Annotated in this window: 21 protein-coding genes; 7 read left to right on the top strand and 14 right to left on the bottom strand. The window is 70.8% G+C overall.

Annotated elements, in window-relative coordinates; all coding sequences use genetic code 11:
• Positions 1-16: 16 nt before the first annotated feature.
• The 4 genes from OG447_RS28970 to OG447_RS28955 are packed head-to-tail and all read left to right on the top strand — an operon-like array spanning position 17 to position 4,015.
• Complete coding sequence (locus OG447_RS28970) at positions 17-1,015, top strand: ABC transporter permease (RefSeq protein ID WP_266940387.1); 999 nt, start codon at positions 17-19, stop codon at positions 1,013-1,015.
• Entirely contained in the window at positions 1,012-1,998 is a 987-nt protein-coding gene (locus OG447_RS28965; RefSeq protein ID WP_266940386.1) for an ABC transporter permease, read from the top strand. Before OG447_RS28970 ends, OG447_RS28965 begins: the two co-directional genes overlap by 4 nt.
• A complete protein-coding gene (locus tag OG447_RS28960) occupies positions 1,998-3,041 on the top strand; it encodes an ABC transporter ATP-binding protein (RefSeq protein ID WP_266940385.1) in 1,044 nt (347 codons plus the stop codon). Before OG447_RS28965 ends, OG447_RS28960 begins: the two co-directional genes overlap by 1 nt.
• Positions 3,038-4,015: an ABC transporter ATP-binding protein gene (locus OG447_RS28955; RefSeq protein ID WP_266940384.1), complete on the top strand. Its 978-nt coding sequence runs from the start codon at positions 3,038-3,040 to the stop codon at positions 4,013-4,015. Before OG447_RS28960 ends, OG447_RS28955 begins: the two co-directional genes overlap by 4 nt.
• 69 nt (positions 4,016-4,084) lie before the next feature.
• Here OG447_RS28955 and OG447_RS28950 read toward each other — a convergent pair whose 3' ends face one another.
• A complete protein-coding gene (locus tag OG447_RS28950; RefSeq protein ID WP_266940383.1) occupies positions 4,085-6,184 on the bottom strand; it encodes a prolyl oligopeptidase family serine peptidase in 2,100 nt (699 codons plus the stop codon).
• A gap of 83 nt (positions 6,185-6,267) precedes the next feature.
• Here OG447_RS28950 and OG447_RS28945 point away from each other — a divergent pair, with 83 nt between their 5' ends.
• A complete protein-coding gene (locus tag OG447_RS28945) occupies positions 6,268-7,833 on the top strand; it encodes an MFS transporter (RefSeq protein ID WP_266940382.1) in 1,566 nt (521 codons plus the stop codon).
• A gap of 49 nt (positions 7,834-7,882) precedes the next feature.
• Here the strand turns inward: OG447_RS28945 and OG447_RS28940 are convergent, their stop codons facing one another.
• From OG447_RS28940 to OG447_RS28885, 12 genes are all read right to left on the bottom strand, one after another.
• Positions 7,883-8,437: a hypothetical protein gene (locus OG447_RS28940; protein ID WP_266940381.1), complete on the bottom strand. Its 555-nt coding sequence runs from the start codon at positions 8,435-8,437 to the stop codon at positions 7,883-7,885.
• Positions 8,438-8,459: 22 nt separating this feature from the next.
• Positions 8,460-9,857 (bottom strand): cytochrome P450, encoded by a 1,398-nt coding sequence (locus tag OG447_RS28935; RefSeq protein WP_266940380.1) that lies wholly within the window; start codon positions 9,855-9,857, stop codon positions 8,460-8,462.
• 258 nt (positions 9,858-10,115) lie between these two features.
• Positions 10,116-10,832 (bottom strand): hypothetical protein, encoded by a 717-nt coding sequence (locus OG447_RS28930; RefSeq protein WP_266940379.1) that lies wholly within the window; start codon positions 10,830-10,832, stop codon positions 10,116-10,118.
• Positions 10,833-10,846: 14 nt separating this feature from the next.
• Entirely contained in the window at positions 10,847-11,521 is a 675-nt protein-coding gene (locus OG447_RS28925; RefSeq protein ID WP_266940378.1) for a pentapeptide repeat-containing protein, read from the bottom strand.
• Between the two features lie 74 nt (positions 11,522-11,595).
• Positions 11,596-11,841: a multiple cyclophane-containing RiPP AmcA gene (amcA, locus tag OG447_RS28920; protein WP_266940377.1), complete on the bottom strand. Its 246-nt coding sequence runs from the start codon at positions 11,839-11,841 to the stop codon at positions 11,596-11,598.
• Entirely contained in the window at positions 11,819-12,856 is a 1,038-nt protein-coding gene (locus OG447_RS28915; RefSeq protein WP_266940959.1) for a radical SAM protein, read from the bottom strand. Before OG447_RS28915 ends, amcA begins: the two co-directional genes overlap by 23 nt.
• Positions 12,857-13,272: 416 nt before the next feature.
• Complete coding sequence (locus OG447_RS28910) at positions 13,273-13,482, bottom strand: hypothetical protein (RefSeq protein WP_266940376.1); 210 nt, start codon at positions 13,480-13,482, stop codon at positions 13,273-13,275.
• Entirely contained in the window at positions 13,479-13,895 is a 417-nt protein-coding gene (locus tag OG447_RS28905) for a hypothetical protein (protein ID WP_266940375.1), read from the bottom strand. The genes OG447_RS28910 and OG447_RS28905 overlap by 4 nt, the downstream gene beginning before the upstream one ends.
• Before the next feature lie 58 nt (positions 13,896-13,953).
• On the bottom strand, positions 13,954-15,189 hold the full coding sequence (locus OG447_RS28900; protein WP_266940374.1) for a helix-turn-helix domain-containing protein: 1,236 nt from the start codon (positions 15,187-15,189) through the stop codon (positions 13,954-13,956).
• A gap of 189 nt (positions 15,190-15,378) precedes the next feature.
• On the bottom strand, positions 15,379-15,996 hold the full coding sequence (locus OG447_RS28895; protein ID WP_266940373.1) for a hypothetical protein: 618 nt from the start codon (positions 15,994-15,996) through the stop codon (positions 15,379-15,381).
• Between the two features lie 544 nt (positions 15,997-16,540).
• Entirely contained in the window at positions 16,541-18,070 is a 1,530-nt protein-coding gene (locus OG447_RS28890) for a UDP-N-acetylglucosamine 1-carboxyvinyltransferase (protein ID WP_266940372.1), read from the bottom strand.
• Between the two features lie 57 nt (positions 18,071-18,127).
• On the bottom strand, positions 18,128-18,610 hold the full coding sequence (locus OG447_RS28885) for a MarR family winged helix-turn-helix transcriptional regulator (protein ID WP_266940371.1): 483 nt from the start codon (positions 18,608-18,610) through the stop codon (positions 18,128-18,130).
• Between the two features lie 98 nt (positions 18,611-18,708).
• Here OG447_RS28885 and OG447_RS28880 point away from each other — a divergent pair, with 98 nt between their 5' ends.
• Positions 18,709-19,581, top strand: a complete 873-nt coding sequence (locus tag OG447_RS28880) for a haloalkane dehalogenase (RefSeq protein WP_266940370.1) — start codon at positions 18,709-18,711, stop codon at positions 19,579-19,581.
• Positions 19,582-19,675: 94 nt separating this feature from the next.
• Here OG447_RS28880 and OG447_RS28875 read toward each other — a convergent pair whose 3' ends face one another.
• Positions 19,676-20,572, bottom strand: a complete 897-nt coding sequence (locus tag OG447_RS28875; protein WP_266940369.1) for a transglutaminase-like domain-containing protein — start codon at positions 20,570-20,572, stop codon at positions 19,676-19,678.
• Between the two features lie 376 nt (positions 20,573-20,948).
• On the opposite strand from OG447_RS28875, the gene acnA reads away from it, so the two are divergent.
• The gene (gene acnA, locus OG447_RS28870) at positions 20,949-23,663 is read left to right on the top strand and encodes an aconitate hydratase AcnA (RefSeq protein WP_323181875.1); all 2,715 of its coding nucleotides are present in this window, start codon (positions 20,949-20,951) and stop codon (positions 23,661-23,663) included.
• The last annotated feature ends 48 nt before the right edge of the window (positions 23,664-23,711 follow it).

The raw sequence follows: 23,711 nt of genomic DNA, 5'->3' as shown, positions 1-23,711 counted from the left end.
CGGAGCCACCGACACCATGACCACCACCGCACCAGGCGCCGACGGCCGGGCAGGCCCCGGCTCCGACGGCGCCCCGGCCCCTGGTGCCGCCCAGCCCCCCGGCAGCGCATCAGCCCCCGGCAGCAGCCCCTGGCAGCTCGCCCGGCGGGAGCTCCGCCGCCGCCCCGCCGTCCGCTTCAGCCTCTGCCTCGTCCTCCTCTTCGTCCTGATGGCCGTCACCGCCCCCTGGCTGGGCGCGCTCGGCGGCTGGTCCCCGGAGGAGTTCGACAAGACGGCCATCGACCCCTACCTCGGAGGGCAGCCGCTGGGCCCCCTCGGCGGGATCAGCTCCGAGCACTGGCTCGGCGTCGAACCCGTCACCGGCCGCGACCTGTTCGCCCGCGTGGTCCACGGCGCCCAGGTCTCCCTCCTCATCGCCTTCGCCGCCACCGCGATCGTCGTGGTCACGGGCACCGCCGCCGGAATCGCCGCGGGCTACTTCGGCGGCCGCACCGACGCGGTCCTGTCCCGGCTCATGGACCTGACCATGTCCTTCCCCTCCCTGATCTTCATGATCGCCATGCTGTCCGTGGCCAAGGACGTCAACCGGATCCTCCTCATGACCGCCGTCATCGGCGTCTTCGGCTGGCCCGGCGTCGCCCGCGTGGTCCGCGGCCAGACCCTCTCCCTCAAACACCGCGAGTACGTGGACGCCGCCCGCGTCGGCGGCGCGAGCTCCTGGCGGATCCTGACCCGCGACATCCTCCCGGGCGTCTCGGGCCCGGTCATCGCCTACACCACCCTGCTCATCCCCGGCATGATCAGCACCGAGGCCGCGCTGAGCTACCTCGGCGTGGGAGTGCGCCCGCCCACCCCGTCCTGGGGCCAGATGATCGCCGAGTCCGTCGCCTTCTACGAGACCGACCCCATGTACTTCGTCATCCCGAGCGTCTTCCTCTTCCTCGCCGTGCTCGCCTTCACCCTCCTCGGCGACGCCCTGCGCGACATCCTCGACCCGAGGGGCGGCCGCAGTTGATCCTCTACCTCGCCCGCCGCCTGCTCGCCCTCGCCGGCGTGCTCCTCGCCATCGCCGCCGTCACCTTCCTCATCTTCTACGTCCTGCCCGCCGACCCGGCCGCGGCCGCCTGCGGCAAGACCTGCAGCCCCGAACGGCTCGCCGACGTACGCGCGTACCTGGGGCTCGACCAGCCCCTGTGGCGGCAGTTCGCCGACTTCCTCACCGGCATCTTCACCGGCCGCACCCTCGGCACCGGCCAGTACGCCGTCCAGTGCGGCTTCCCCTGCCTGGGGTACTCGTACGAGAACTCCCTGCCCGTCTGGGACCTGCTGATGGACCGGCTGCCGGTCTCCGCCTCCCTCGCCGTCGGCGCCGCCGCACTGTGGCTGGTCCTGGGCCTGGGCGCCGGGGTCACCGCCGCCCTGCGCAAGGACACCGCCACCGACAAGGCCCTGATGGTCGGCGCGGTCGCCGCGGCCTCGCTGCCCGTCTACTTCACCTCCGTCCTGCTCATCTACGGGGTCATCCGCACCGCCGGCCTCCTGCCCTACCCCACCTACCAGGCCTTCACCGACGACCCGCTCGCCTGGGCCTCGAACCTGCTCCTGCCCTGGACCGCGCTCGCCCTGCTGTACGCCGCCATGTACGCGCGCCAGAGCCGCGGTTCGATGATCGAGGCCATGGCCGAGCCGTACATCCGTACCGCCCGCGCCAAGGGCATGCCCGAGCGGACCGTCGTCGTCAAACACGGCCTGCGCTCCGGGATGACCCCGATCCTCACCATCTTCGGCATGGACCTCGGCGGGCTGCTCGCCGGAGCCGTCATCACGGAGTCCATCTTCGGACTCCCCGGCATCGGGCGGCTGTTCTACGGGGCGCTCGTCAGCTCCGACCAGCCCGTGGTCCTCGGGGTCACCCTGCTCGCCGCGTTCTTCATCGTCGTCGCCAATCTCGTCGTCGACCTCCTGTACGCCGTCATCGACCCGAGGGTGAGGTACTGATGGCCGCCCCGGCCGCCCCCCTTCCCGAAGCCGCCCCCCTTCTCGAAGTACGTGATCTGGGCGTCACGTTCACCACGCCCCGCGGGACCGTACGGGCCGTCGACTCCCTCGGTTTCACCGTGGAGGCCGGACGCACCCTCGGCATCGTCGGCGAGTCCGGCTCGGGCAAGTCCGTCACCTCGCTGGCCGTCATGGGCCTGCACCGGGGCGCCGCCGAGGTCACCGGATCCGTCGCCCTCGCCGGACGGGAGCTGACCGGTCTCTCCGAGCGGGAGCTGTCCAAGGTGCGCGGCCGCCGGATGGCCATGATCTTCCAGGACCCGCTGTCCAGCCTGCACCCCTACTACACGGTCGGCGAGCAGATCGCCGAGCACTTCCGCGTGCACTTCAAGGCCGGCCGGGCCGCGGCGCGCAGACGGGCCGTCGACATGCTCGGCGAGGTCGGCATCCCGGAACCGGCCCGCCGTGCGGGGGAGTACCCGCACCAGTTCTCCGGCGGCATGCGCCAGCGCGCGGTGATCGCCATGGCCCTGGCCTGCGAACCCGAGCTGCTGATCGCGGACGAGCCGACCACCGCCCTGGACGTCACCGTGCAGGCGCAGATCCTGGAGCTGATCGCCCGGCTCCAGCAGGAGCGCGGGCTCGGCGTGGTGATGATCACCCATGACCTGGGTGTAGTCGCCCGCGTCGCCCACGAGGTGCTGGTCATGTACGGCGGCCGCGCCGCCGAACAGGCCGGAGTGGACGCCCTGTTCGCCGACCCCGCCCACCCCTACACCCGGGGTCTGCTCGACTCGCTGCCCCGCCTCGACACCGCCGACGACGAACCGCTGCCCTCCATCCCCGGCTCCCCGCCGTCCCTGCTCGCCCCGGCTCCGGGCTGCGCCTTCGCACCGCGCTGCCCGAGGGCGGCTGCCCGCTGCGGCGAGGTACGGCCGGAGCTCGCGCAGTACGGGGACCCGAACGGGGACGGGGACGGGCCCGGGCGCACCGTGGCCTGCCACTTCGCCGGCGCCCGTACCGCCGAGGAGGCGGCCCGATGACCAGCACCGACACGCTCCTGTCCGTACAGGACCTCACCATGACCTTCCCCGGAAAGCGGTCGGTGACCGGACGCCGGGGGGCGCCCGTGCGCGCCGTGGACGGGGTCTCCTTCGACCTGGCGGCCGGGCAGACCCTCGGCCTGGTCGGGGAGTCCGGCTGCGGGAAGTCCACCACCGGCCGGATGCTCGTACGCCTGCTGGAACCCACCTCCGGCCGCGTCACCTTCGAGGGCAAGGACATCAGCCGGCTGTCCCAGGGCGCCCTGCGCCCGCTGCGCAAGAACATCCAGATGGTCTTCCAGGACCCGCACTCCTCCCTCAACCCCCGCCAGACGGTGGCCCGGATCATCTCCGACCCCCTGCTGGTGCAGGGCTGGAGCGCGGCCGCCGCCCGCAGCCGCGCCGCCGAGCTGATGGACCTCGTCGGGCTGATCCCCGAGCACATCGACCGCTACCCGCACGAGTTCTCCGGAGGTCAGGCCCAGCGCATCGGCATCGCCCGCTCGCTGGCCACCAGCCCCCGGCTGATCGTCGCCGACGAGCCGGTATCCGCCCTCGACGTCTCCGTACAGGCCCAGATCGTCAACCTGATGGAGCGGCTGCGCACGGAGCTGGGCCTCGCGTACGTGTTCATCGCGCACGACCTGTCGGTGGTCAAGCGGGTCAGCGACCGCGTCGCCGTCATGTACCTCGGCCGGATCGTCGAGATCGGCGACAAGAAGTCCCTGTACGAGAACCCGCAGCACCCCTACACCCGGGCACTGCTGTCCGCCGTACCGCTGCCCGACCCGGCGGCGGAGCGGCGGCGGGAGCGGATCGTGCTGCTCGGCGACCCGCCGAGCCCGGCCGCCCCGCCCCCCGGCTGCTCCTTCCACCCGCGCTGCCCCAAGGCGCAGCAGATCTGCCGCACCGAACGGCCGCTGCTGCGGCCCGCCGCCGCCCGCGAGGTGGCCTGTCACTTCCCTGGAGACTGACGGGGATCCCAAGGGAAGACGAAGGGTCCCGGAGACAAAGGCGTCTCCGGGACCCTTCCGCACGACTTCCTAGGCGAGTTCGCGGCGGAAGAAGGCAAGTTCCAGGGCCATCAGCTTCTCCCGGGTGCCGCCCGGGGTCATGTGGGTGACGCCCGGCAGGGCCAGCAGCTGGTGGGGGCGGCCCGCGTCCGTGAGCGCCTGGGAGAGGCGCAGGGTGTGCGAGGGGTGGACGTTGTCGTCGGCCAGGCCCGTGGTCAGCAGCAGCGGCCGGGTCAGCTTCGGGGCGTCGGGGACCAGGCTGTCCCGCTCGTACACCTCGGGATGCTCGTGGGGGAGGCCCAGGTACCGCTCGGTGTAGGCGGTGTCGTAGTGCCGGAAGTCGGTGGGCGCGGCCCCGGCGGCCGCCGCGTGGTAGACGTCTGGGCGGCGCAGCACGGCCATCGCCGCCAGGTAGCCGCCGTAGGACCAGCCGCGTACGCCGACCCGGCCCAGGTCGAGGTCGGGGTGCCGGGCGCCGAGCTCCTGGAGCGCCGCGACCTGGTCCTCCAGGGTGACCTCGGAGAAACCGCGGTACATGGCGTGGGTGAAGGCGGGCGAGACGTACGGGGTGCCGCGGTTGTCGACGGTGACCACCGCGAAGCCCTGGTCGGCCCACCACTGCTTGGCCTGCCAGCGCCGGGGTTCGGCGCTGATGTCCTGGTAGCCGGGGCCGCCGTACGCGTCCACCAGGACGGGGAGCTTCCGGCCGGGGACATGGCCGCGGGGCAGGACCAGGGCGGTGGGCACGCCGTGCTCGGTGACCCGCTCCAGGACGGGGACCACCCGGTGGGGCAGCGGCTGGGACAGGTCGAGGGGGGTGAACTCGTGCCCGTCGGCGGTGCGTACGGTCCGGCGTACCCCGTCGGCGTCGGCCGAGGTCAGCAGCAGGGACCCGGCGGAGGCGAGGACGGTGTGCACCCCGGGACCGTCGGCGAGGGCGGTCAGCTTCCCGGTGGCGGGGTCGAGGAGCAGTACCTGCTGCTCGGAAGGGTCGCGCTGCCCGGCCTCGATCAGCAGGGCGCCCTCGTGGAGCCCGGCCACGCGGCGGACCTGGAGGCCCTCGCCGGTGAGGAGTTCGCCGTCCACGGCGAGGGCGCGGGCGGTCCCGCCCGGGGTGTCGGCGGCGGTCAGCATCCGCCCGTCGGGCAGGCGCGCCGGGGTGCCGGGCACCATCGGGTCCACCCACTGCGGGTGCGTGGTGCGGGACAGTTCCCGGGTGCGGCCGGTGGCCGGGTCGGCGGAGAGCAGCAGGACGGTCCGCTGGAGCCGGTCCTGCACGGTCAGCAGGATCTCGTCGGCCCCGGTGTCACCGGCGTGCCAGCCCGCGTCGGAGACGTACGGGTACTCCTCGGCGTCCCAGTCGAGCCGTACGGGGGCCTCGCCCTGGCCGAGCACCCACAGCTGGACCCCGGCGTTGGGCCCGCCCGCCTCGGGGTACGCGAAGTCCTCGGCCGGGAGCTCGGGGTGCGCGGGGTCGGCGAACCAGCGGCGCTGGAGCGCGGCTTCGTCGACCCGGGCGGCCAGCAGCCGCACCCCGTCGGGCGACCACCAGTGGCCCCGGGCGCGGCCGAGCTCCTCGGCGGCGGCGAATTCGGCGAGCCCCCAGCGGGCCCCGTCGGCGGGGCTGATCCGGCCGCCCGGGGCGAGGTACAGGGCGTCCCCGCTGACGTAGGCGGTGCGGGAGCCGTCGGGGCCGGGGCGGGGGTCCACCGCGGGTCCGGCGGCCGGGATCTCCTCGGGCGCCCGGAGCCCTGGCCCGCCGGACCCGGGCTCCGCGGACCCTTCGTAGGAGACCCCGTAGAGCCGGCCGTAGAGCGCGAAGACGGCGCGCCGGCCGTCGCCGGAGAGGGCGTAGGAGCCGATGCCGGCGGCGACGAGCCGGGTCCGCTCGCGCAGCCGGCGTTCGGCGTCGGGGAGGGCTCCGGGCTCGGGGCACAGTTCGCGGGGGTCGGCAAGCCGGGTCTCGGTCCCGGTGGCCGTTTCGAGTACCCAGAGGCTGTCGAAGGGGTCGGTGGGGCCGCCGGAGCGGAGGAACCAGAGCAGTCGGCCGTCGTCCCCGAAGGTGAACGCGCGCGGGGCGCCGTAGGTGAAACGGGCCGTGCTCGCGGAGAGCCTGAGGAAGTCATCCATGATCGTAGTGTGACATGTGAAATGTCACCTGCACTAGGCCGTTCGAGTGGTGACCCCAGGGGTGCGGGCTTAGCGTCGTGAGGGTGGACGGGAACGCATCGCCGAACAGCACCGGGACCCATGGCAAGGTCCAGGGAAACGGAAACGGACTCGCACTGTTCGTCATCGCCTCCTGCCAGCTCATGGTCGTTCTCGACATCACCATCGTGAACATCGCGCTGCCACACATCCAGACCGCGCTCGGCTTCTCGACCGAGAGCCTCTCCTGGGTCGTCAACGCCTACACCCTGACCTTCGGCGGACTGCTCCTCCTCGGCGGCCGCACCGGCGACATCCTCGGCCGCAAGCGCGTGTTCATCTTCGGCATCCTGCTCTTCGGACTCGCCTCGCTGCTCGGCGGATTCTCACAGAACGAGGGCCAGTTGCTGGCCGCCCGAGCCCTCCAGGGCGTCGGCGGCGCCATCGCCTCCCCGACCTCCCTCGCGCTGATCACCACGACCTTCCGCGAAGGCCCCGAACGCAACCGGGCCTTCGGCGTGTTCGCGGCGGTGTCGGCCGGCGGCGGCGCGATCGGGCTGATCGCCGGCGGTCTGCTCGTCGAATGGCTCAACTGGCGCTGGGTGCTCTTCGTCAACGTCCCGATCGCCGTGGTCATCGCCCTGATGGCCGTGAAGGTGCTCCACGAGTCCGAACGCCACCCCGGACACTTCGACTTCATGGGCGCGCTGCTCTCCACCACCGGCATGGTCGCGCTGGTCTACGGCTTCATCCGGGCGTCCCAGGAAGGCTGGCGGGACGGATTCACCCTTGCCTCGTTCGGCGTCGCCGTGGTCCTGCTGACCCTCTTCGTCCTCAACGAGCGGCGCTCGCCGCAGCCCATCACCCCGCTGCACATGTTCGCCGACCGCAACCGGGCCGGGACCTACGGGATGATGCTTTTCCTGGCCTGCGCGATCTTCGGCATGTTCTTCTTCCTGACCCTCTTCGTGCAGAACGTGCTCGGCTTCAGCCCCCTGCAGGCCGGCTTCGCCTTCCTGCCGGTCAGCGTCATGGTCGCGGTGGCGGCCGGGTTCACCTCGCAACTGCTGCCGAAGTTCGGGCCCAAGCCCTTCATGGTCACCGGCGCCCTGTGCTGCGCGGCCGGCCTCGCCTGGCTGACCCAGACCGACATCCACTCGACGTACCTGGGCAGCATCCTCGGCCCGGTGCTGGTGTTCGCCACCGGCATGGGCCTGCAGTTCGTCTCACTGACGCTGATGGCCCTGTCCGACGTCCCCGACCGGGAGTCGGGCGCGGCGTCCGGGCTGCTCAACACGTCGCAGCAGGTCGGCGGTTCCCTCGGCCTGTCGATCCTGGTGACCGTCTTCGGCACGGCGAGCCGCAACGAGGCCAAGGAGCAGCTGCCGGCCTTCCTCCGCTCGGCGAGCCCCCAGGAGCTGGCCTCCTTCCGGAGCACCGGGCAGCTCCCGAAGCCGTTGGCCGACCAGATCCTCACCTCGGGCATCAGCGCCGCCTTCGTGGTGGCGGCCTTGTTCACCCTGGTCGGGGCGGTGATCGCCCTGGTCGCCATCCAGGTCCGCCCGTCCGACATCGAACGGCTCCAGGGCAACCACACCCCGGCGAAGGCAGGCGGGAAGGCGCCCGGCTGATCCGCCGATCGCAGGATCCGGTGCCACTTCGGACTCACCGGTCACAGCACTAGGAGAGGAGTTCCCGGATCCGGGCGGCGTCCGCGCGGGTGTTCATCCACAGGGCCAGCCAGGAGCCGTCCGCGAAGGCCAGGTCCACCCGGGTCGGCCGGCGGCGGGGCCGGGGGACGGGGCGCAGGGTGCAGGCCACGAGGTGGGACTCGCGGCCCGGGTCCCCGCGGCCCCAGGGCGGGCGGACGGTGAGCTTGCCCGGGCTGTCCGGGCTCGCGGCGAAAGTGGCGTACGGACCTTCGGTCTCGACGTGCCAGTGCGTCCAGTGGAAGCCGTGCAGGGCGAGCGCGAGCCGGCCGGCCTCGCTGTCCCAGCCGCCGTGCAGGGCCGGACCGTGGAAGAGCCGCCCGATCAGCCGGGCGGCCCGCTCGAACGGGTCGAGGAGCGCGGCCACCGCGTCCGCGAGATCGTCGGGCAGCGCGACCAGGAAGCGGATGAGGAAGAAGTTCCCGATCCGGCGCGTCAGCGGCAGCCGGGCGGGTGAGCCGGGAAGCGCGGCCCGCGGGGGCCGGCGTACATGAGGGCTCAGGCGCCCCGGGATCTCCTCATCCATCGAGCCATGATGGCACGGGCCCTCACCTGGGCGTATTCCTGACCCGGCAGCGTACGGGGCCGTCCGTCCGCAGGGTGATCCCGGCGCTGACCGGGATGTCGGTGTCCACGGCCTCGAACCCGTACTCCCGCAGGATCATCGCCAGCGCGATCACCGACTCCAGCATCGAGAAGTGCTGGCCGATGCAGGCGCGCGGACCCCCGCCGAAGGGGAACCAGGCGTAGCGGGGCCGCTGCGCCTCCGCCTCCGGGGTGAAGCGGTCGGGGTCGAAGCGGTCGGGGTCGGGCCAGTAGCGTTCATGACGGTGCGTCACCCATGGGGCAAGGATCACGTCCGCGCCCGCGGGGATGGTGTGCTCCCCGACCCGGGTGGCGGCGACGGCCCGGCGGCCGATCACCGGGGCGGCCGGGTAGAGGCGCATCGCCTCTTTGAGTACCTGGGTGAGGTACGGGAGCCGGTCCAGGTCGGCGGCCTCGGGCGTACGGTCGCCCAGCACCCGGGAGATCTCCTCGCGGGCCCGGTCCTGCTGTTCGGGGTGGCGGGCCAGCAGGTGCAGGGAGAAGGCGAGGGAGGTGGCGGTCGTCTCGTGCCCTGCGAGCAGGAAGATCAGCACCTGGTCGCGCAGCTCGGCGGCGTCGAACCCGCCGTCGTCCGAGCTCCTGGCGGCGGCGAGCAGGGTCAGCAGGTCCTCGCCCGCACCGTCCCGCGTACCGTCCGGGCCGGCGGCGCCGCGCCGCTCGGCGATGATCCTGTCGCACACCGCGTACAGCTCGTCCATCGCGGCGGCGGCCCGCTTGTTGGCCGGGGTCGGCCAGCTGCGCGGGATGTTGGCGGGGGAGTAGCCGCGGCGCAGGACGTAGTCGGTGATGACCGGGAAGCACCGGTCCACGACGTCGACGGTGGCCTCCACGTCGGTGCCGAAGAGGATCCTCGCGACCGCGCGCAGGGCCAGGCGCATCATCGCCTCGGACACGTCGACGACCCCGTCCGGGGCATCCCGCCAGGCGTCGAGGGTCGACCGGGTCTCGGTGGCCACGGCGTCGGCGTAGCCGTCCACCCGGCGCCGGGTGAACAGCGGCTGCACCAGCCGGCGCTGGCGCAGGTAGTCCTCGTCCTGGCTGGTCAGCAGACCGTTGCCGAAGGAGTCCCGGACCTCCTGGTAAAAGGCGTTGTCCTTGCGGAAGTTGGCCGATTCCGAGGCCAGCACCTGCTGGGCGCCCTCGGCCGAGAACACGCAGTACAGCTCGGCGCGCAGCCCGGGCGGGCCGGCGCTGATCCGTACGACGTCACCGTGCTCGTGCTGGGCCCGCAGATAGGTGCCCAGCGAGTCCGACTTCAGGTCGAACAGCGACCCGAGCAGCGGAACTCCCGCGAGACCGGGTACCTCCGCGCCGACACCTGTGTTCGTTCCGACTGCCATGCCCGCGCCCCTCGTTCGTACGTACGGGCGATTCTGCCGGTCCCCCCGTCCCGCGGCGAGAGCCGAACCGGCATCAGGCCGAATCCCGCCGTTGCGCCGCGCGGCGAGGGCCCGGCGCTTTCGGTGGCGTCCGGTTCCGGGGGCCAGCGGGTTACGTCGGGTGATGGGGCTGGTCGTCTCGGCCCCGGACAGTCCCGCTGCCCCGCCCCGGATGGTGCTGGGCGCGGGGCGCTGCACGAAGGTCTCCGATCGAAGTGGTCAGATCAGAGAGGGAAGTGTGCCGCGTGGCCATCGGCCGAGCCAGAACGCCATGGCGGACGGCTGGTCCTGGCCCTCGGTCGAGCCGTCGTGCAGCAGGTACTCGGTGGGCGCGATGTATCCCTCGCCGGGTGCGAGGCGGATGCGGACGCACCGGATGGGGTGGCCCGCGGCGACGTGGGCGCGGTAGTCGTCCGTGCTGGGGTAGCGGTACGCGTAGTCCTCGGGGTGGACGGCCCGGCAGACGGCTTGGGCGTCGAGGGCACCAAGCAGGATGTACCGGGTTCCGGGGCCCAGGTTGAGGGCGAGGCGGCGCCGGCCGGTCGCTTTCTGCCCGTAATTGAGCTTGTCCCAGTTGTCGAGGTGGAGGCCGATGAGACGGCCGTCCTGGTAGTTGTCGGTGCTGGTGAGCATGTCGGGCTTGGCGAGAGCCTGACCCAGGTACTTGGCCTGCCCGTCGCCCATCTGCTGTGTCAGGTCTTCCAGGTTCTCGCCGGTCGGTGCTGGCGGCCGGACGATCTCCACCAGCGTGATCGGCGAGGTCAACGGCGGGGCGGTCAGCGCTTGGGCGGCGGCATCGCTGAGTGGCTGCCACTGCCCGGACGGTACGACCGCTCCGTCTTCGAAGGCGGGGACACCACTGACGGTGCGGGTCGTGGCGAAGTTGCACCGCGCCCGCAGGGCGTCCTGGTCGGTGAAGGCTACGTGTAGGGGCACGGGCTTCTCCTGGGTCAGTCGTCGCCGAGGGTCATGTCGAGTTCGTTCACGAGGGCCTCGGCGAGATCGCTCTGCTGGCCGTGGCCGATGCGGACTTTGGACAGGTTGGCCACGCCTCGGATTGTGGAGAGGTCGTTGCTGCGGAGGTCGGTGTCCCGGTAGCGGCCGGTGCCGAACTCGGTGAGCCTGAACGTGCAGTCGGAGAAAACGACGTCGGACAGGTCGCACTCGTTGAACGAGGCTTCGGTGAAGGTGCAGCCGGCGAAGACGACGGGCCCCGTGGCGCGGACCTTCTCGAAGGTGGCGTAATCGAATTTGCAGCCCTCGAATAGCACGTCATCGAGTACCAGGCCGTCCAGAGCGGACCCCATCAGCTTGCAGTCGTGGAGTACCACGCGGGTCAGCTTGCTGTCGCCCCAGCGGGCGGCGCCGAGGTCACTGCTGGTGATCTCCACGCCGTGCAGGTTCAGGCCCTCGAACTCGACACGCTTGGACCGCAGGCCGGTGATGCGGCCGGTGATGAGCTGGGTGTCGGTGAGGTCGAGCGACCGCAGGTCGGCCTCGCCAAAGGCGAAGTCCTGGACAGTGCCGCGCGGACTGTCGAGGGTGTCGACGGTCGAGAGGTACAGGCCCGGCTCGTCCAGGTCGGGGGTGGTGACGCTGACGTGGCCGAAGGTGCGGGTGGGCATGGTGTGCTCCTTCTTGGTGGTGCCGGGGCGGCCCTGCGCGGCTGACAGGGCCGCCCCGTTCGGTGTAGGCGGGGCTACTTGTTCTTCCAGTTGTCCCAGGTGGGGCGGTTGTCGAAGACGGGGTTGGGGTTGTCCCACGTCGGCCGGTTGTCGAAGGTGGCCGCAGTCTGGGAGGTGGGCCGGTTGTTCCAGACGGCGTTGGTCCAGGCGTTCTCCCAGCGGGCGACGCCCTGAGATCCGGCGGCTTCCAGCAGAGAGGTGAATCCCGGTGCCGAGTCCATCACGAGCGTGGCGGCGTCAGGGGCGGTGTGTGCGGACATGTTGCGTCACTCCTTCGAGTAGGGCGATCTTCGAGGTTGTGCAGTACGAGGTGCGGGTGCCGTCCATGCGGCCCCCGTGCTCGAAGTACCGGTTCGCGGGATGCGCTCCTCCGCAGAAGGCGAAGGTGGGGCAGGTGGCGCGGCAGGAATCCACGCCGTCCCAGAACTCGGTGATCCAGGGGGTGCGTACCTCGGCTTCGGCCACCAGGCCGTCCTCGAGCACGTTGCCGGTGGTGAAGTCGCCGAACCGGGAGTCGGTGAACCCAGCCAGCTCGGGGGAGAGCATGACCACTCCGCCGTCATAAGCGACGGTCGGCAGCGGATCCCACGGCGAGGACGCGGGCAGCGGGGCGGTCTCGTGGCCCTGGAGGACGGCACCGGCGAAGTTGAGGACCCGCTGGACCTCCCGCAGCCGCATGACGGGGTTGCCCCGCCAGGCATCCGCGAGGGCCGCCCAGAACTCGGCCGCCCGCACGGGGTCGGAGACCCTGGCACCGGTGTTGACGCCCTCCTCCTCTTCGACGTTGACGCCGAGGGTGGTTACGCCCAGCTCGGCGAAGAACTCGTAGAAGCGGGCGGCGTCGGCCGGGTCGGGATCGGAGACCACGGCGATGGCGGAGTAGGGGATGCCGCGGTGCCGCAGTCGCCTGATGCCCCGCATGGTGACGCGAAATCCCGGGTGGCCGGCCAGGGTGATGCGGTGGGTGTTCATGTCCTCGGGGCCGTCGATGCTGACGCCCACGTGGATGTTGTGCTCCAGCAGGAAATCGCACCACGCGTCATCCACGAGCGCGGCGTTCGTCTGCACGGAGTGCTGCACGCCCTTGAAGGGGGCCATAAGGGCGGCCAGGTGTTCACGGCCGGTGGCAAGTGGTTCGCCACCGTGCCACACGACCTCGAACATCGGACCGTCGGCTGCCCACGGGTTGACTGCCGCGGCTACGCACTCGGCGACGGCCGCCGGCATCAGGTGCTTCATTTTTCGGAACGGCAAATAGCAGTAGGTGCAGTCCATGGGGAGGCACTGCGTGGTCGGCTGCATGATCACGGACCGAGGTTTGGTCGCGAGCCGTAAGGCACTGTTCATCGTGCTCCTCTCGGTGCGAGCGAGTGGTGTGTGTCTGGCGCCGGGGGTGGGTGGGGGCGTAACCGCCGGCGCCGTGCTCCGCCCGTGCCGACTGCCGGGAAGGGGCGGGCGGAGTGGTGCCCCCGCTCGGGTGGTGCCTGCGAGACCACCGGAGCGGGGAGCTTGTGGGCCGCCTACGACGGCGGTTCGACGTCCGGCGCGGTGGCCGGAGGCGGTGCGCCCACCGGCTTTGCCAGGTCGAGGGATTGGCCGCTGAGGACGACGGCGGGACCAGCGAGGCCGACCGCGGGGTGGGCCGCCGATCATGCCTCAGCCGGGCGGCGGTAAGCCCCCGGTCCGGTCGGTCATCGGGGGTCCGCCTCGCGCAGGGCCTGGTGGTCGGCTACGACCCATTCCCGGCCGCCGCCCTCGGGCCGCAGGAAGATCGCGTGGGGGATGGCCCTCCGGGTGGTGGGATCGACCCACTCGCCGATGAACTGCACGATCCCCTCGCGGTCTTCGGTGGGGTCCAGGACCCGGGCACCCTCGTGCAGCCAGCGCGGCAGGCGGCTCATGCGGTGCCCCCGGCCTGGTCGTCCTCGCCGGCCGCCTTCAAAAATCGCTCCATGCCCCGCTCAGCACGGGCCCGCAGGCCCGGACTGGGGTCGGGGCTGCTGAAGGCGTCCCACGGCGCGTACTCCGGCTGGCCCTGGGGCTCATGGGCGAGCGGGCGCTGCGGAAGCGGCTGAGGGGCCGCGTCCTCGGCGGGTACGAGGGTGTTCAGACTGGCGGTCCAGCCCGCGGCGCCGCCGCCCTCGGGGCACAGGCGGTAGACCGTGGTGCCGGTGTCCTCGGGGATGTCTATGACCACGCCCGTGCGGGAAGTGCCGGTGTCGTACGCGAGATCGCCGCGCAGGGGCCAGCGGGGGTCAGGGTCGTCCGCCTGCTGTCGTACGCGGTCATGGTCAGTGCGACGCGTCGAGGTCATGTAGCGGACCGTAGGCGGCCCGCTACAGGCGAATATGAATCCGTGGAATACCCGCTGATCAGTCCAGCGAAAAACGTCCGGTCATGCCGCGCAGACGCTGACGGGTAGCCGTCCGCTCGGCGTAGATGATCTTCCGCAAAGTCGCCCGCGCGACGGGGTGGTTGCGGACCAGCTGCGGGGCGATGCGTTCGGCGGTCTCCAGCTCGGTCAGGGCCTGGTCCCGGTTTCCGTCCCACAGCCACGCGCGGGCAAGGTCCATGTGGTGGTGCCCGAGGCGGGAGTTCGGGAGCACCGCGATGTGCGCGGGGTCCGCCTCGCGGTTGAGGCGGAGGGCCTTGGTCTGGTCGCTCATCTCCAGGGCGGCGCTGACGCTGTGAATGATTACGTTGCCGAGGCTGAACGTGACGGAGTGCCGGTCATGAATTTCGGGCCCGACGTAGGCGTTGACCCGCTCGCCCGCGGTACGGGCCAGGGCCAGCCGTTCATCCGACCCGGCGACGTTCCTGCCCCTCGCGTACGAGATCGCGGCCCTCAGGTGCAGGGCGCCCCACATGCGCAGGGCCAGCGGGTCCCCGGCTTCGTATTCCGTCTCGATGCCGGTGAGGGCCTTGTCCCCGAGGGCGAGCGCGTCGTCCCAGTCGGCGGAGGCCCACGTGTCCCACATCCGCATCCACAATGCCATTGCGGGCATAACCGGGTCGCCGGAGAGCTGAGCGGACCACGTGGCCCGCTCGCAGGTCATGGCGACCAGCTCGGGGTGTCCGAGGGCATGGGCGGCGGTGTGGGCGAACTTGCAGCACACGGCGTAGATCGCGAACGCCTCTTCACGCTCGTGGCCGGTGGACACCTCGGCAAGGGCTCGGGCCTCTCGCAGCATGTCCGGCAGTTCACTCAGCACGGCGCCGTTCGCCGCGGCGTCGCGGAGCCGCAGCAGGCGCTGCATGTCGTGCCACAGAACCTCGGAGGGGCGTGGAGTGCCGTCGAAGACGGGCGCCAGGTCATAGCGGCGCAGTTCTCGCAAGATCGAGGCCGCGGACACCTGCCACTTGGTCTCGGCGCCGCCGCTCGTGTACGGCCGCTCGATCAGGGTGTTCGGGTGGCAATGCAGCGCGGCGGCCACGGCGTTGATCAGACCGGCCCGGTCCAGCTCGATCCGGCCCTTCTCCAGCTTGGACACCCACCCCTGAGTCCGCCCGAGCGCAGCGGCGAGGTCGGCCTGAGTCATCCCGACGGAGAGCCTCTGACGCCGGACCCGCTGCCCGATCCGCTCCTGCTCCTCGATGTACCCGCTCACACCCACCACCCCGATCTGCGATCGCTTCTGACGCGAAGGTACCGCCGGAGCGCGGCAGGCGGTGGGCCTTGGCCACGGGATCTCAACATGCAGAAGCCCCCGCGACGAGGCGGTGACTTGTCCCGAGGCGGTGTCAATGGGGGCGCCTACGCTGGTTAAACCGGGTGCAAAAAAGGTGTCTGGGGGACGTCATGCCTGGATGGCTGCTCGCTGTACTGATTCCGGTCGGTCTGCTGGGGGTGGGTGCGTGCGCGTTCCTGATCTGGGCTGCGCTGGGGTGGGTGCTGGCTTCGGGTGGAGGCCAGTGTTCTTCTCGGCCGGACATGCCGTGCCGGGGGCGACGAGGTACACGCTGGTGTTCGCGTACGCCGGGAAAAGCTTCACGCCGCCCTCGGGGCCCTGGAAGCAGACGACCCAGTCCGCGTAGGCAGCGGGAAGCTCTACGTCGTTGTACGCGCTGAGCGCCGTGAGTTTCTTGTCGATCAGGTCCTCGACGGCCTTCTCCGCCTCCCCGAAGGGCTTGCCCACAACGGTGGGCATCTGAGGTTCCGCGCTTTTTGTTGGCGTTGGCGTAGGCGAAGTGCTTGCCAGTGGCGTGGCCGCAGCGGTGACGGCGGGCTGCGGCTTGGCATTGGCGGTGTTCTTCTCCGGTGGGTCGCCGAGGAAGGGCGTCAGGAACCAGATGCCGGCGAGGACGGTGGCAATGCTTTTCTTCGCCTGGTTCGATTGAATCTTGTACCGGTCGGTACGCAGGATGAGTCGCCAACAACGACGAAGCCCCTGCTCGTGGAGGCGAGGGATTGGCACGCCCCCTAAATCCGGTCGAAACCTGAGCGGACGCGGTCCTGTTGCGCGTGCTCGATCCCTTCCTGCCAGTGGGCCGCTTCCAGGGAATCGAGGCCGTGGAAGTCCAGCGCGGTCCGGGCAAACGTGATGTCCAACCGGGTGCAGACGTCGGCTGAAGCACTCCAGGGCTGTGGCCACCCGTCCGAGGAGAGGTGCGGTCCGCACATGACTGCACAGTAACCGGGCGGCATCGTCTCAGCCGCCGGGATCACCCCGAACGGCATGACGAGGGCGCGACAAAGTGCCACCACCCTATGTAGCGGAAGACGGTCCATCAGGAACCGCAGCACGCCACTGACTTGCAATTCGGTCCGGAAGCGCCTGAACCCCCGCCACGTTCCGTGAGGAGTGGCGGAGGTTCAGGCGGAGCTGACGGTGCTTCAGTATTCGATTCCTGCGCTGCACAGTCGCTGCACAAGGAGTGGAAGGCGCCGGGGGCGCAGGTCAGTGGGTGGTGAGGGGGGGCGTCACAGCAGGCCCGAATCTTGCCCACGCACCCCACCTTCTAGATGTCCCGGAAGATCTCGATCTGCGCGCCGACCGAGTTGAGGCGCTCGGCCAGTTCCTCGTACCCGCGGTTGATGACGTAGACGTTGCGGAGCACCGAGGTGCCCTCCGCCGCCATCATCGCCAGGAGGACGACCACCGCCGGGCGTAGGGCCGGCGGGCACATCATCTCCGCCGCGCGCCAGCGGGTGGGGCCCTCGACCAGGACGCGGTGGGGGTCCAGGAGCTGGAGGCGGCCGCCGAGGCGGTTCAGGTCCGTCAGGTAGATGGCCCGGTTGTCGTACACCCAGTCGTGGATCAGGGTCTGGCCCTGGGCGACGGCGGCGATGGCCGCGAAGAACGGGACGTTGTCGATGTTCAGCCCGGGGAAGGGCATGGGGTGGATCTTGTCGATCGGGGCTTCGAGCTTGGAGGGGCGCACCGTCAGGTCCACCAGACGGGTACGGCCGTTGTCCGCCGGGTACTCCGCCGAGCGGTCGTGGTCGAGGCCCATCTCCTCCAGCACCGCGAGCTCGATCTCCATGAACTCGATCGGGACCCGGCGGATGGTCAGCTCCGACTCCGTGACGACCGCGGCGGCGAGCAGGCTCATCGCCTCGACCGGGTCCTCGGAGGGGGAGTAGTCCACGTCCACGTCGATGTTCGGGATGCCGTGGACGGTGAGCGTGGTGGTGCCGACGCCCTCGACCTCGACCCCGAGCGCCTCCAGGAAGAAGCACAGGTCCTGGACCATGTAGTTGGAGGAGGCGTTGCGGATGACGGTGACACCGTCGTGCCGCGCGGCGGCCAGCAGCGCGTTCTCGGTGACCGTGTCCCCGCGCTCGGTCAGCACGATCGGCCGGTCGGGGGAGACCCCGGCCGCGACCTTCGCGTGGTAGATGCCCTCGGTCGCGGTGATGTCCAGGCCGAAGCGGCGCAGGGCGATCATGTGCGGCTCGATGGTGCGGGTGCCGAGGTCGCAGCCACCGGCGTAGGGCAGGCGGAAGCTGTCCATCCGGTGCAGCAGGGGGCCCAGGAACATGATGATGCTCCGGGTCCGGCGCGCCGCGTCGGCGTCCATGGCCTCCATGTCGAGGCGGGCCGGCGGGATCAGCTCCAGATCCACGCCGTCGTTGATCCAGCGGGTGCGGACGCCGATGGAGTTCAGGACCTCCAGGAGGCGGTAGACCTCCTCGATGCGGGCCACCCGCCTCAGCACCGTACGGCCCTTGTTGAGCAGGGAGGCGCACAGCAGGGCGACGCACGCGTTCTTGCTCGTCTTGACGTCGATGGCACCGGACAGCCGGCGGCCTCCGACGACCCGCAGATGCATCGGGCCGGCGTAGCCCAGAGAGACGATCTCGCTGTCGAGTGCTTCACCGATGCGGGCGATCATCTCAAGGCTGATGTTCTGATTGCCGCGCTCGATGCGGTTCACGGCACTCTGGCTGGTGCCGAGTGCGTCGGCGAGCTGACTCTGTGTCCAGCCCCGGTGCTGCCGGGCGTCACGGATGAGCTTGCCGATGCGTACGAGGTAGTCGTCTGCCATGGGTGCACGTTATCTCAGATATGAGATGCGGCTTGCACCGGGTGTGGCGAACGGGTGTTACCGACCGTCAGCTCCCATGGTGGGTCCGGCCCCGGAGCGGTGCGCGACGATACGGCCGAGCAGGTGTACGAGCTGCTCCCGTTCCGGCGCGGACAGGGGGGCCAGGAGCTCCTCCTGGGCGGCGTCCAGCAGTTGTTCCAGCTTGCGCAGCCGCCTTCGGCCCAGCGGTGTGAGGGTGATGACATTGCGCCTGCGGTCCTCGGGGTCGGGCGCCCGCTCGACCAGCTCGCGCTCGGCGAGTTCGTTGATGACGGCGACGAGGTCGCTGCGGTGGATGGTGGTACGGGTGCTCAACGCGGCCTGGCTCGCGGGTCCGAACTCCTCCAAGGTGACCAACACCGCATAGTGCCAATTACGGGCATCTGCCCCACTCAGTCCCTCGGCCACCAGTCGCTGCGCGTTCGCCGCGGCCTGCCCCAGCAGTCGGCTGGGCAGCTTGCGCAGCCTCGCGGGAACGGTCCGGTCCTCTTCCGTCGTCATGGGGCGAAGCCTATCCGTTGCGTTGGTGGCACTAACGGTATAACTTCGTTCGTGTCACGAACGTTAGTCACCCGAACGATGAGCGAGAGGGGCCTCCCGTGCCCACGATCGACGTACTCGACTCGACGATGTACTACGAGGACCGCGACGAAGGCGTCCGCGGTGTCCCCTACGTGTTCCTGCACGGCAACCCCACCTCCTCCCACCTGTGGCGGGGCGTGCTCCCCCGGATCGGCGGCGGGGTGCGCGTCCTGGCCCCGGACCTCATCGGCATGGGCCGTTCGGGCAAGCCGGACGGCGCGTACCGCTTCGAGGACCACGCCCGCTACCTGGACGCCTGGTTCGACGCCCTCGGGCTCGACGAGGTCGTGCTCGTCGGCCAGGACTGGGGCGGGGCCCTCGCCTTCGACCGGGCCGCCCGCCACCCCGGGCGGGTGCGCGGCATCGCCTTCATGGAAACGATCCTGCGGCCGCTCACCTGGGAGGAGTACCCGCCCGACGCCCGTGTCCGGTTCGAGGCGATACGCACCCCCGGCGTGGGGGAGGAGATGGTCCTCGACCGGAACATCTTCATCGAGGACAGCATCGGGCGGACCGTCCTGAACCCGCTGGGCGAAACCGACCGGGCCGTGTACGCCGCCCCCTACCCGACCCGTGAAAGCCGGCTGCCCATGCTCCAGTGGGCCCGCTCGCTGCCGATCGGGGGCGAGCCGGCGGACGTCGTCGCCCGCGTCGAGGAGTACGGCGCCTGGCTGTCCGCCAGCCCCGAGGTGCCCAAGCTCCTGCTCACCTTCGGCGGTTCGCCCGCCCTGATGGTCGGAGCCGCGACGATCGCCTGGTGCGAGGAGAACGTCGCCGCGCTGGAGACCGAGTACTGCGGCCCGGCGGCCCACCTCTGCCCGGAGGACCGCCCCGAGGAGATAGCCGCCGCCGTCAACGCCTGGGCCGCCCGCCACGCCCTCGCGGGCTAGGGGGTGTCCGGTGGGTCAGGGTCGGCGCCGGTCAGGCTGTGCTCCTACGCCGCGCCCCGAGGCGGAGGACTACGCCGGCCCCCGAAGCCGGGGCCTACGCCGCGCCCGCCGCGCGGCGGCCCAGGACCGGTTCCGCCAGCAGCCTCGCCATCCCGCAGAGGGTCTGGCCGTGCCGGGCGAAGAGCTCGTCGCGCGAGTCGTGGTGGCCGAGGTCCGTCAGGACGTACGCGGAGAGGTCGCACGCGGGGCCCGCCCCCGAGTCCGCCCCGGGACTGGCTCCGGGGCCCGCACTCGGGCAGACCGGCGCCGCGTCCCAGTCGATCGCGGTCCGGGACAGCGCCTCGAAGAGCGTCTCCGACCCGGCGTTGGTGAAGCCCTCGCCGGGCTCCGCACCCAGGGGGCGCAGCCCGCCGAAGAGTTCCGAGACCGTGAGCCACGGCGCGGCGGGACCCCCGGGGCGGAACTCCGGCCAGGCCAGCAGCACCTGGTCCGGGACGATCCGGCGCAGCCGGGGGAAGCGCGGGTACCAGAAGGTACCGTCCACCAGCAGGCCGCGCACCCGCGTGGGCACCCCGGACGCCCGCGCGACCGCCTCCAGGACGGCCATCCGCTGGCTGCACGACCCGCGGCCCAGGCGCAGCACCTCCGACACGGGCCGCTCGTCCTGCACCGAGTACACGGGCCGTACGGCCGTGGCGATCCACCGGTGGGCCCGGTACAGGGCCTCGATCTGCCGGACCGCGTCCGCCGGCTCCGCGGGGTCTGCCGGCTCCGCGGAACCGGCCTGGGCTCCGGCGGCCGGGGCCGCGCCGAGGTCACGTACCAGCGCGGCGACGCGCGGATCGCGCCAGTCCAGGATCCGGGTCGGCGCGGTGCTCCCCGCCACCACCGTCTCGTCGGCAGTGGCAGTGGCAGTGGCAGTGGCAGTGGCCGCGGCAGCGGCGACGGCGGCGCGGGCACGGCGCCGCGGTCGGAGAAGCGAGCTGGTCATGGCCGGCGTCCTTTCGTCCAGCCGTCCCGCGGAAGGCTGGACGCATCCTGACAGAAAATATGAACGCGTTCAATAGCGGATTCCCCGCCCCTCCGGCCGCCTGTGCGAGGCCCCCGGGGTCGCCCCGCGCGCGGAATCCGGGCAGGCTGAAGCGGCCGCCCGGCCGCTCGCCCGGGCGGGCGCGGGTGCGTGCCTCGTCTCCGCGCCCGGACATGTACTAGAGTTATCTCGACATCGAGATATCTGCCGAAGGCGTACCGCAGCCGCCCCCGCTGGTAAGGGTTACCTAACTTAGCCTTACCTTAGCGGATTGGCCAAGGGGCGTGGCGGCAGGATGCGGTAAATACGCGCGAATTCATGCATGAAGGAGACTGTCGTGTCGGCGAACAGCTTCGACGCCCGCAGCACGCTGCAGGTGGGCGACGAGTCGTACGAGATCTTCCGGCTGGACAAGGTTGAGGGCTCCGCCCGCCTTCCCTACAGCCTGAAGGTGCTGCTGGAGAACCTGCTCCGTACCGAGGACGGCGCGAACATCACCGCCGACCACATCCGGTCGCTCGGGAACTGGGACTCGCAGGCCCAGCCCAGCGAGGAGATCCAGTTCACGCCGGCTCGCGTGATCATGCAGGACTTCACCGGCGTTCCCTGCGTCGTGGACCTCGCCACCATGCGCGAGGCCGTGAAGGCCCTCGGCGGCGACCCGGCGAAGATCAACCCGCTCTCGCCCGCCGAGATGGTCATCGACCACTCGGTCATCGCCGACAAGTTCGGCACGAAGGACGCCTTCGCGCAGAACGTCGAGCTGGAGTACGGCCGCAACAAGGAGCGCTACCAGTTCCTGCGCTGGGGCCAGACCGCCTTCGACGACTTCAAGGTCGTCCCGCCGGGCACCGGCATCGTCCACCAGGTCAACATCGAGCACCTGGCCCGCACGGTCATGGTCCGTAACGGCCAGGCGTACCCCGACACCCTCGTCGGCACCGACTCGCACACCACCATGGTCAACGGCCTGGGCGTGCTGGGCTGGGGCGTCGGCGGCATCGAGGCCGAGGCCGCGATGCTCGGCCAGCCGGTCTCCATGCTGATCCCGCGCGTCGTCGGCTTCAAGCTGACCGGCGAGCTGCCGGCCGGCACCACCGCCACCGACCTCGTGCTGACCATCACCGAGATGCTCCGCAAGCACGGCGTCGTCGGCAAGTTCGTCGAGTTCTACGGTGAGGGCGTCGCCGCCACCTCCCTCGCGAACCGCGCCACCATCGGCAACATGTCGCCGGAGTTCGGCTCCACCGCCGCGATCTTCCCGATCGACGACGAGACCCTGAAGTACCTGCGCCTGACCGGCCGCGACGCCCAGCAGGTCGCGCTCGTCGAGGCGTACGCCAAGGAGCAGGGCCTGTGGCTGGACCCGGCCGCCGAGCCGGACTTCTCCGAGAAGCTGGAGCTCGACCTCTCCACGGTCGTCCCCTCCATCGCCGGCCCGAAGCGTCCGCAGGACCGCATCGTCCTCGCCAACGCCTCCCAGCAGTTCGCCCTGGACGTGCGCAACTACGTCGAGGACGACGACGAGGCGGGCAAGGAGTCCTTCCCGGCCTCCGACTCCCCGGCCACCGTCGACGGCGTGCCGACCCGCCCGACCCTGGTCACCCTGGCCGACGGCTCGTCCTTCGAGATCGACCACGGCGCCGTCACCGTCGCCGCGATCACCTCCTGCACCAACACCTCGAACCCCTACGTCATGGTCGCCGCGGCGCTCGTGGCCAAGAAGGCGGTCGAGAAGGGCCTGTCCCGCAAGCCGTGGGTCAAGACCACCCTGGCCCCGGGCTCGAAGGTCGTCACCGACTACTTCGACAAGGCCGGCCTGACCCCGTACCTCGACAAGATGGGCTTCAACCTCGTCGGGTACGGCTGCACCACCTGCATCGGCAACTCCGGTCCGCTGGACGAGGAGATCTCGAAGGCGATCAACGAGCACGACCTCGCGGTCACCTCGGTCCTCTCGGGCAACCGCAACTTCGAGGGCCGGATCAACCCCGACGTCAAGATGAACTACCTGGCCTCCCCGCCGCTGGTCGTCGCGTACGCCATCGCGGGCTCCATGAAGGTGGACATCACCAACGACGCCATCGGCATCGACACCGAGGGCAACCCGGTCTTCCTCAAGGACATCTGGCCCACCGAGGCCGAGGTCAACGACGTCGTGGCGAACGCCATCGGCGAGGACATGTTCAACAAGTCCTACCAGGACGTCTTCGCGGGCGACGCCCAGTGGCAGGCGCTGTCGATCCCGACCGGCAACACGTTCGAGTGGGACCCGCAGTCCACCTACGTCCGCAAGCCCCCTTACTTCGAGGGCATGACGATGGAGACCACCCCGGTCTCCGACATCGCCGACGCCCGCGTGCTGGCGAAGCTGGGCGACTCGGTCACCACCGACCACATCTCCCCGGCCGGTGCGATCAAGGCCGATACCCCGGCCGGCAAGTACCTTACCGAGCACGGCGTCGAGCGCCGCGACTTCAACTCGTACGGTTCCCGCCGCGGCAACCACGAGGTCATGATCCGCGGTACGTTCGCCAACATCCGCCTGCGCAACCAGATCGCGCCGGGCACCGAGGGCGGCTTCACCCGCGACTTCACCGTCGAGGGCGCGCCGGTCTCCTTCATCTACGACGCCTCGCAGAACTACCAGGCCGCCGGCATCCCGCTGGTCATCCTGGCGGGCAAGGAGTACGGCTCCGGCTCGTCGCGCGACTGGGCGGCCAAGGGCACCGCGCTGCTCGGCGTCAAGGCCGTCATCGCCGAGTCCTACGAGCGCATCCACCGCTCGAACCTGATCGGCATGGGCGTCCTGCCGCTCCAGTTCCCGGAGGGCGCCACCGCCGCCTCCCTGGGCCTGACCGGCGAGGAGACCTTCGCCTTCACCGGTGTGGAGGAGCTGAACAACGGCACCACCCCGCGCACGGTCAAGGTGACCACCGGCACCGGCGTGGAGTTCGACGCGGTCGTCCGCATCGACACGCCGGGTGAGGCGGACTACTACCGCAACGGCGGCATCATGCAGTACGTCCTGCGCAACCTCATCCGCGGCTAGTCGCGGACGGTCCGGACTCCGGACCGCGCCATTCGGCACCAAAGGGCC

The organism is Streptomyces sp. NBC_01408, assembly GCF_026340255.1.
GTDB lineage: Bacteria > Actinomycetota > Actinomycetes > Streptomycetales > Streptomycetaceae > Streptomyces.
The sequence above is the reverse complement of the archived record's forward strand: the minus strand, read 5'-3'. Positions and strand labels throughout refer to the sequence as shown.

What these genes read in the sequence shown, in the direction of transcription:
- OG447_RS28910 (WP_266940376.1), bottom strand. Translation starts at nt 13,482, where the DNA reads ATGAGCCGCCTGCCGCGCTGGCTGCACGAGGGTGCCCGGGTCCTGGAC.
- OG447_RS28915 (WP_266940959.1), bottom strand. Translation starts at nt 12,856, where the DNA reads ATGGACTGCACCTACTGCTATTTGCCGTTCCGAAAAATGAAGCACCTG.
- OG447_RS28875 (WP_266940369.1), bottom strand. Translation starts at nt 20,572, where the DNA reads ATGACCAGCTCGCTTCTCCGACCGCGGCGCCGTGCCCGCGCCGCCGTC.
- OG447_RS28960 (WP_266940385.1), top strand. Translation starts at nt 1,998, where the DNA reads ATGGCCGCCCCGGCCGCCCCCCTTCCCGAAGCCGCCCCCCTTCTCGAA.
- OG447_RS28950 (WP_266940383.1), bottom strand. Translation starts at nt 6,184, where the DNA reads ATGGATGACTTCCTCAGGCTCTCCGCGAGCACGGCCCGTTTCACCTAC.
- OG447_RS28885 (WP_266940371.1), bottom strand. Translation starts at nt 18,610, where the DNA reads ATGACGACGGAAGAGGACCGGACCGTTCCCGCGAGGCTGCGCAAGCTG.
- OG447_RS28935 (WP_266940380.1), bottom strand. Translation starts at nt 9,857, where the DNA reads ATGGCAGTCGGAACGAACACAGGTGTCGGCGCGGAGGTACCCGGTCTC.
- amcA (WP_266940377.1), bottom strand. Translation starts at nt 11,841, where the DNA reads ATGTCCGCACACACCGCCCCTGACGCCGCCACGCTCGTGATGGACTCG.
- OG447_RS28905 (WP_266940375.1), bottom strand. Translation starts at nt 13,895, where the DNA reads ATGACCTCGACGCGTCGCACTGACCATGACCGCGTACGACAGCAGGCG.
- OG447_RS28940 (WP_266940381.1), bottom strand. Translation starts at nt 8,437, where the DNA reads ATGGATGAGGAGATCCCGGGGCGCCTGAGCCCTCATGTACGCCGGCCC.
- OG447_RS28955 (WP_266940384.1), top strand. Translation starts at nt 3,038, where the DNA reads ATGACCAGCACCGACACGCTCCTGTCCGTACAGGACCTCACCATGACC.
- OG447_RS28890 (WP_266940372.1), bottom strand. Translation starts at nt 18,070, where the DNA reads ATGGCAGACGACTACCTCGTACGCATCGGCAAGCTCATCCGTGACGCC.
- OG447_RS28970 (WP_266940387.1), top strand. Translation starts at nt 17, where the DNA reads ATGACCACCACCGCACCAGGCGCCGACGGCCGGGCAGGCCCCGGCTCC.
- OG447_RS28925 (WP_266940378.1), bottom strand. Translation starts at nt 11,521, where the DNA reads ATGCCCACCCGCACCTTCGGCCACGTCAGCGTCACCACCCCCGACCTG.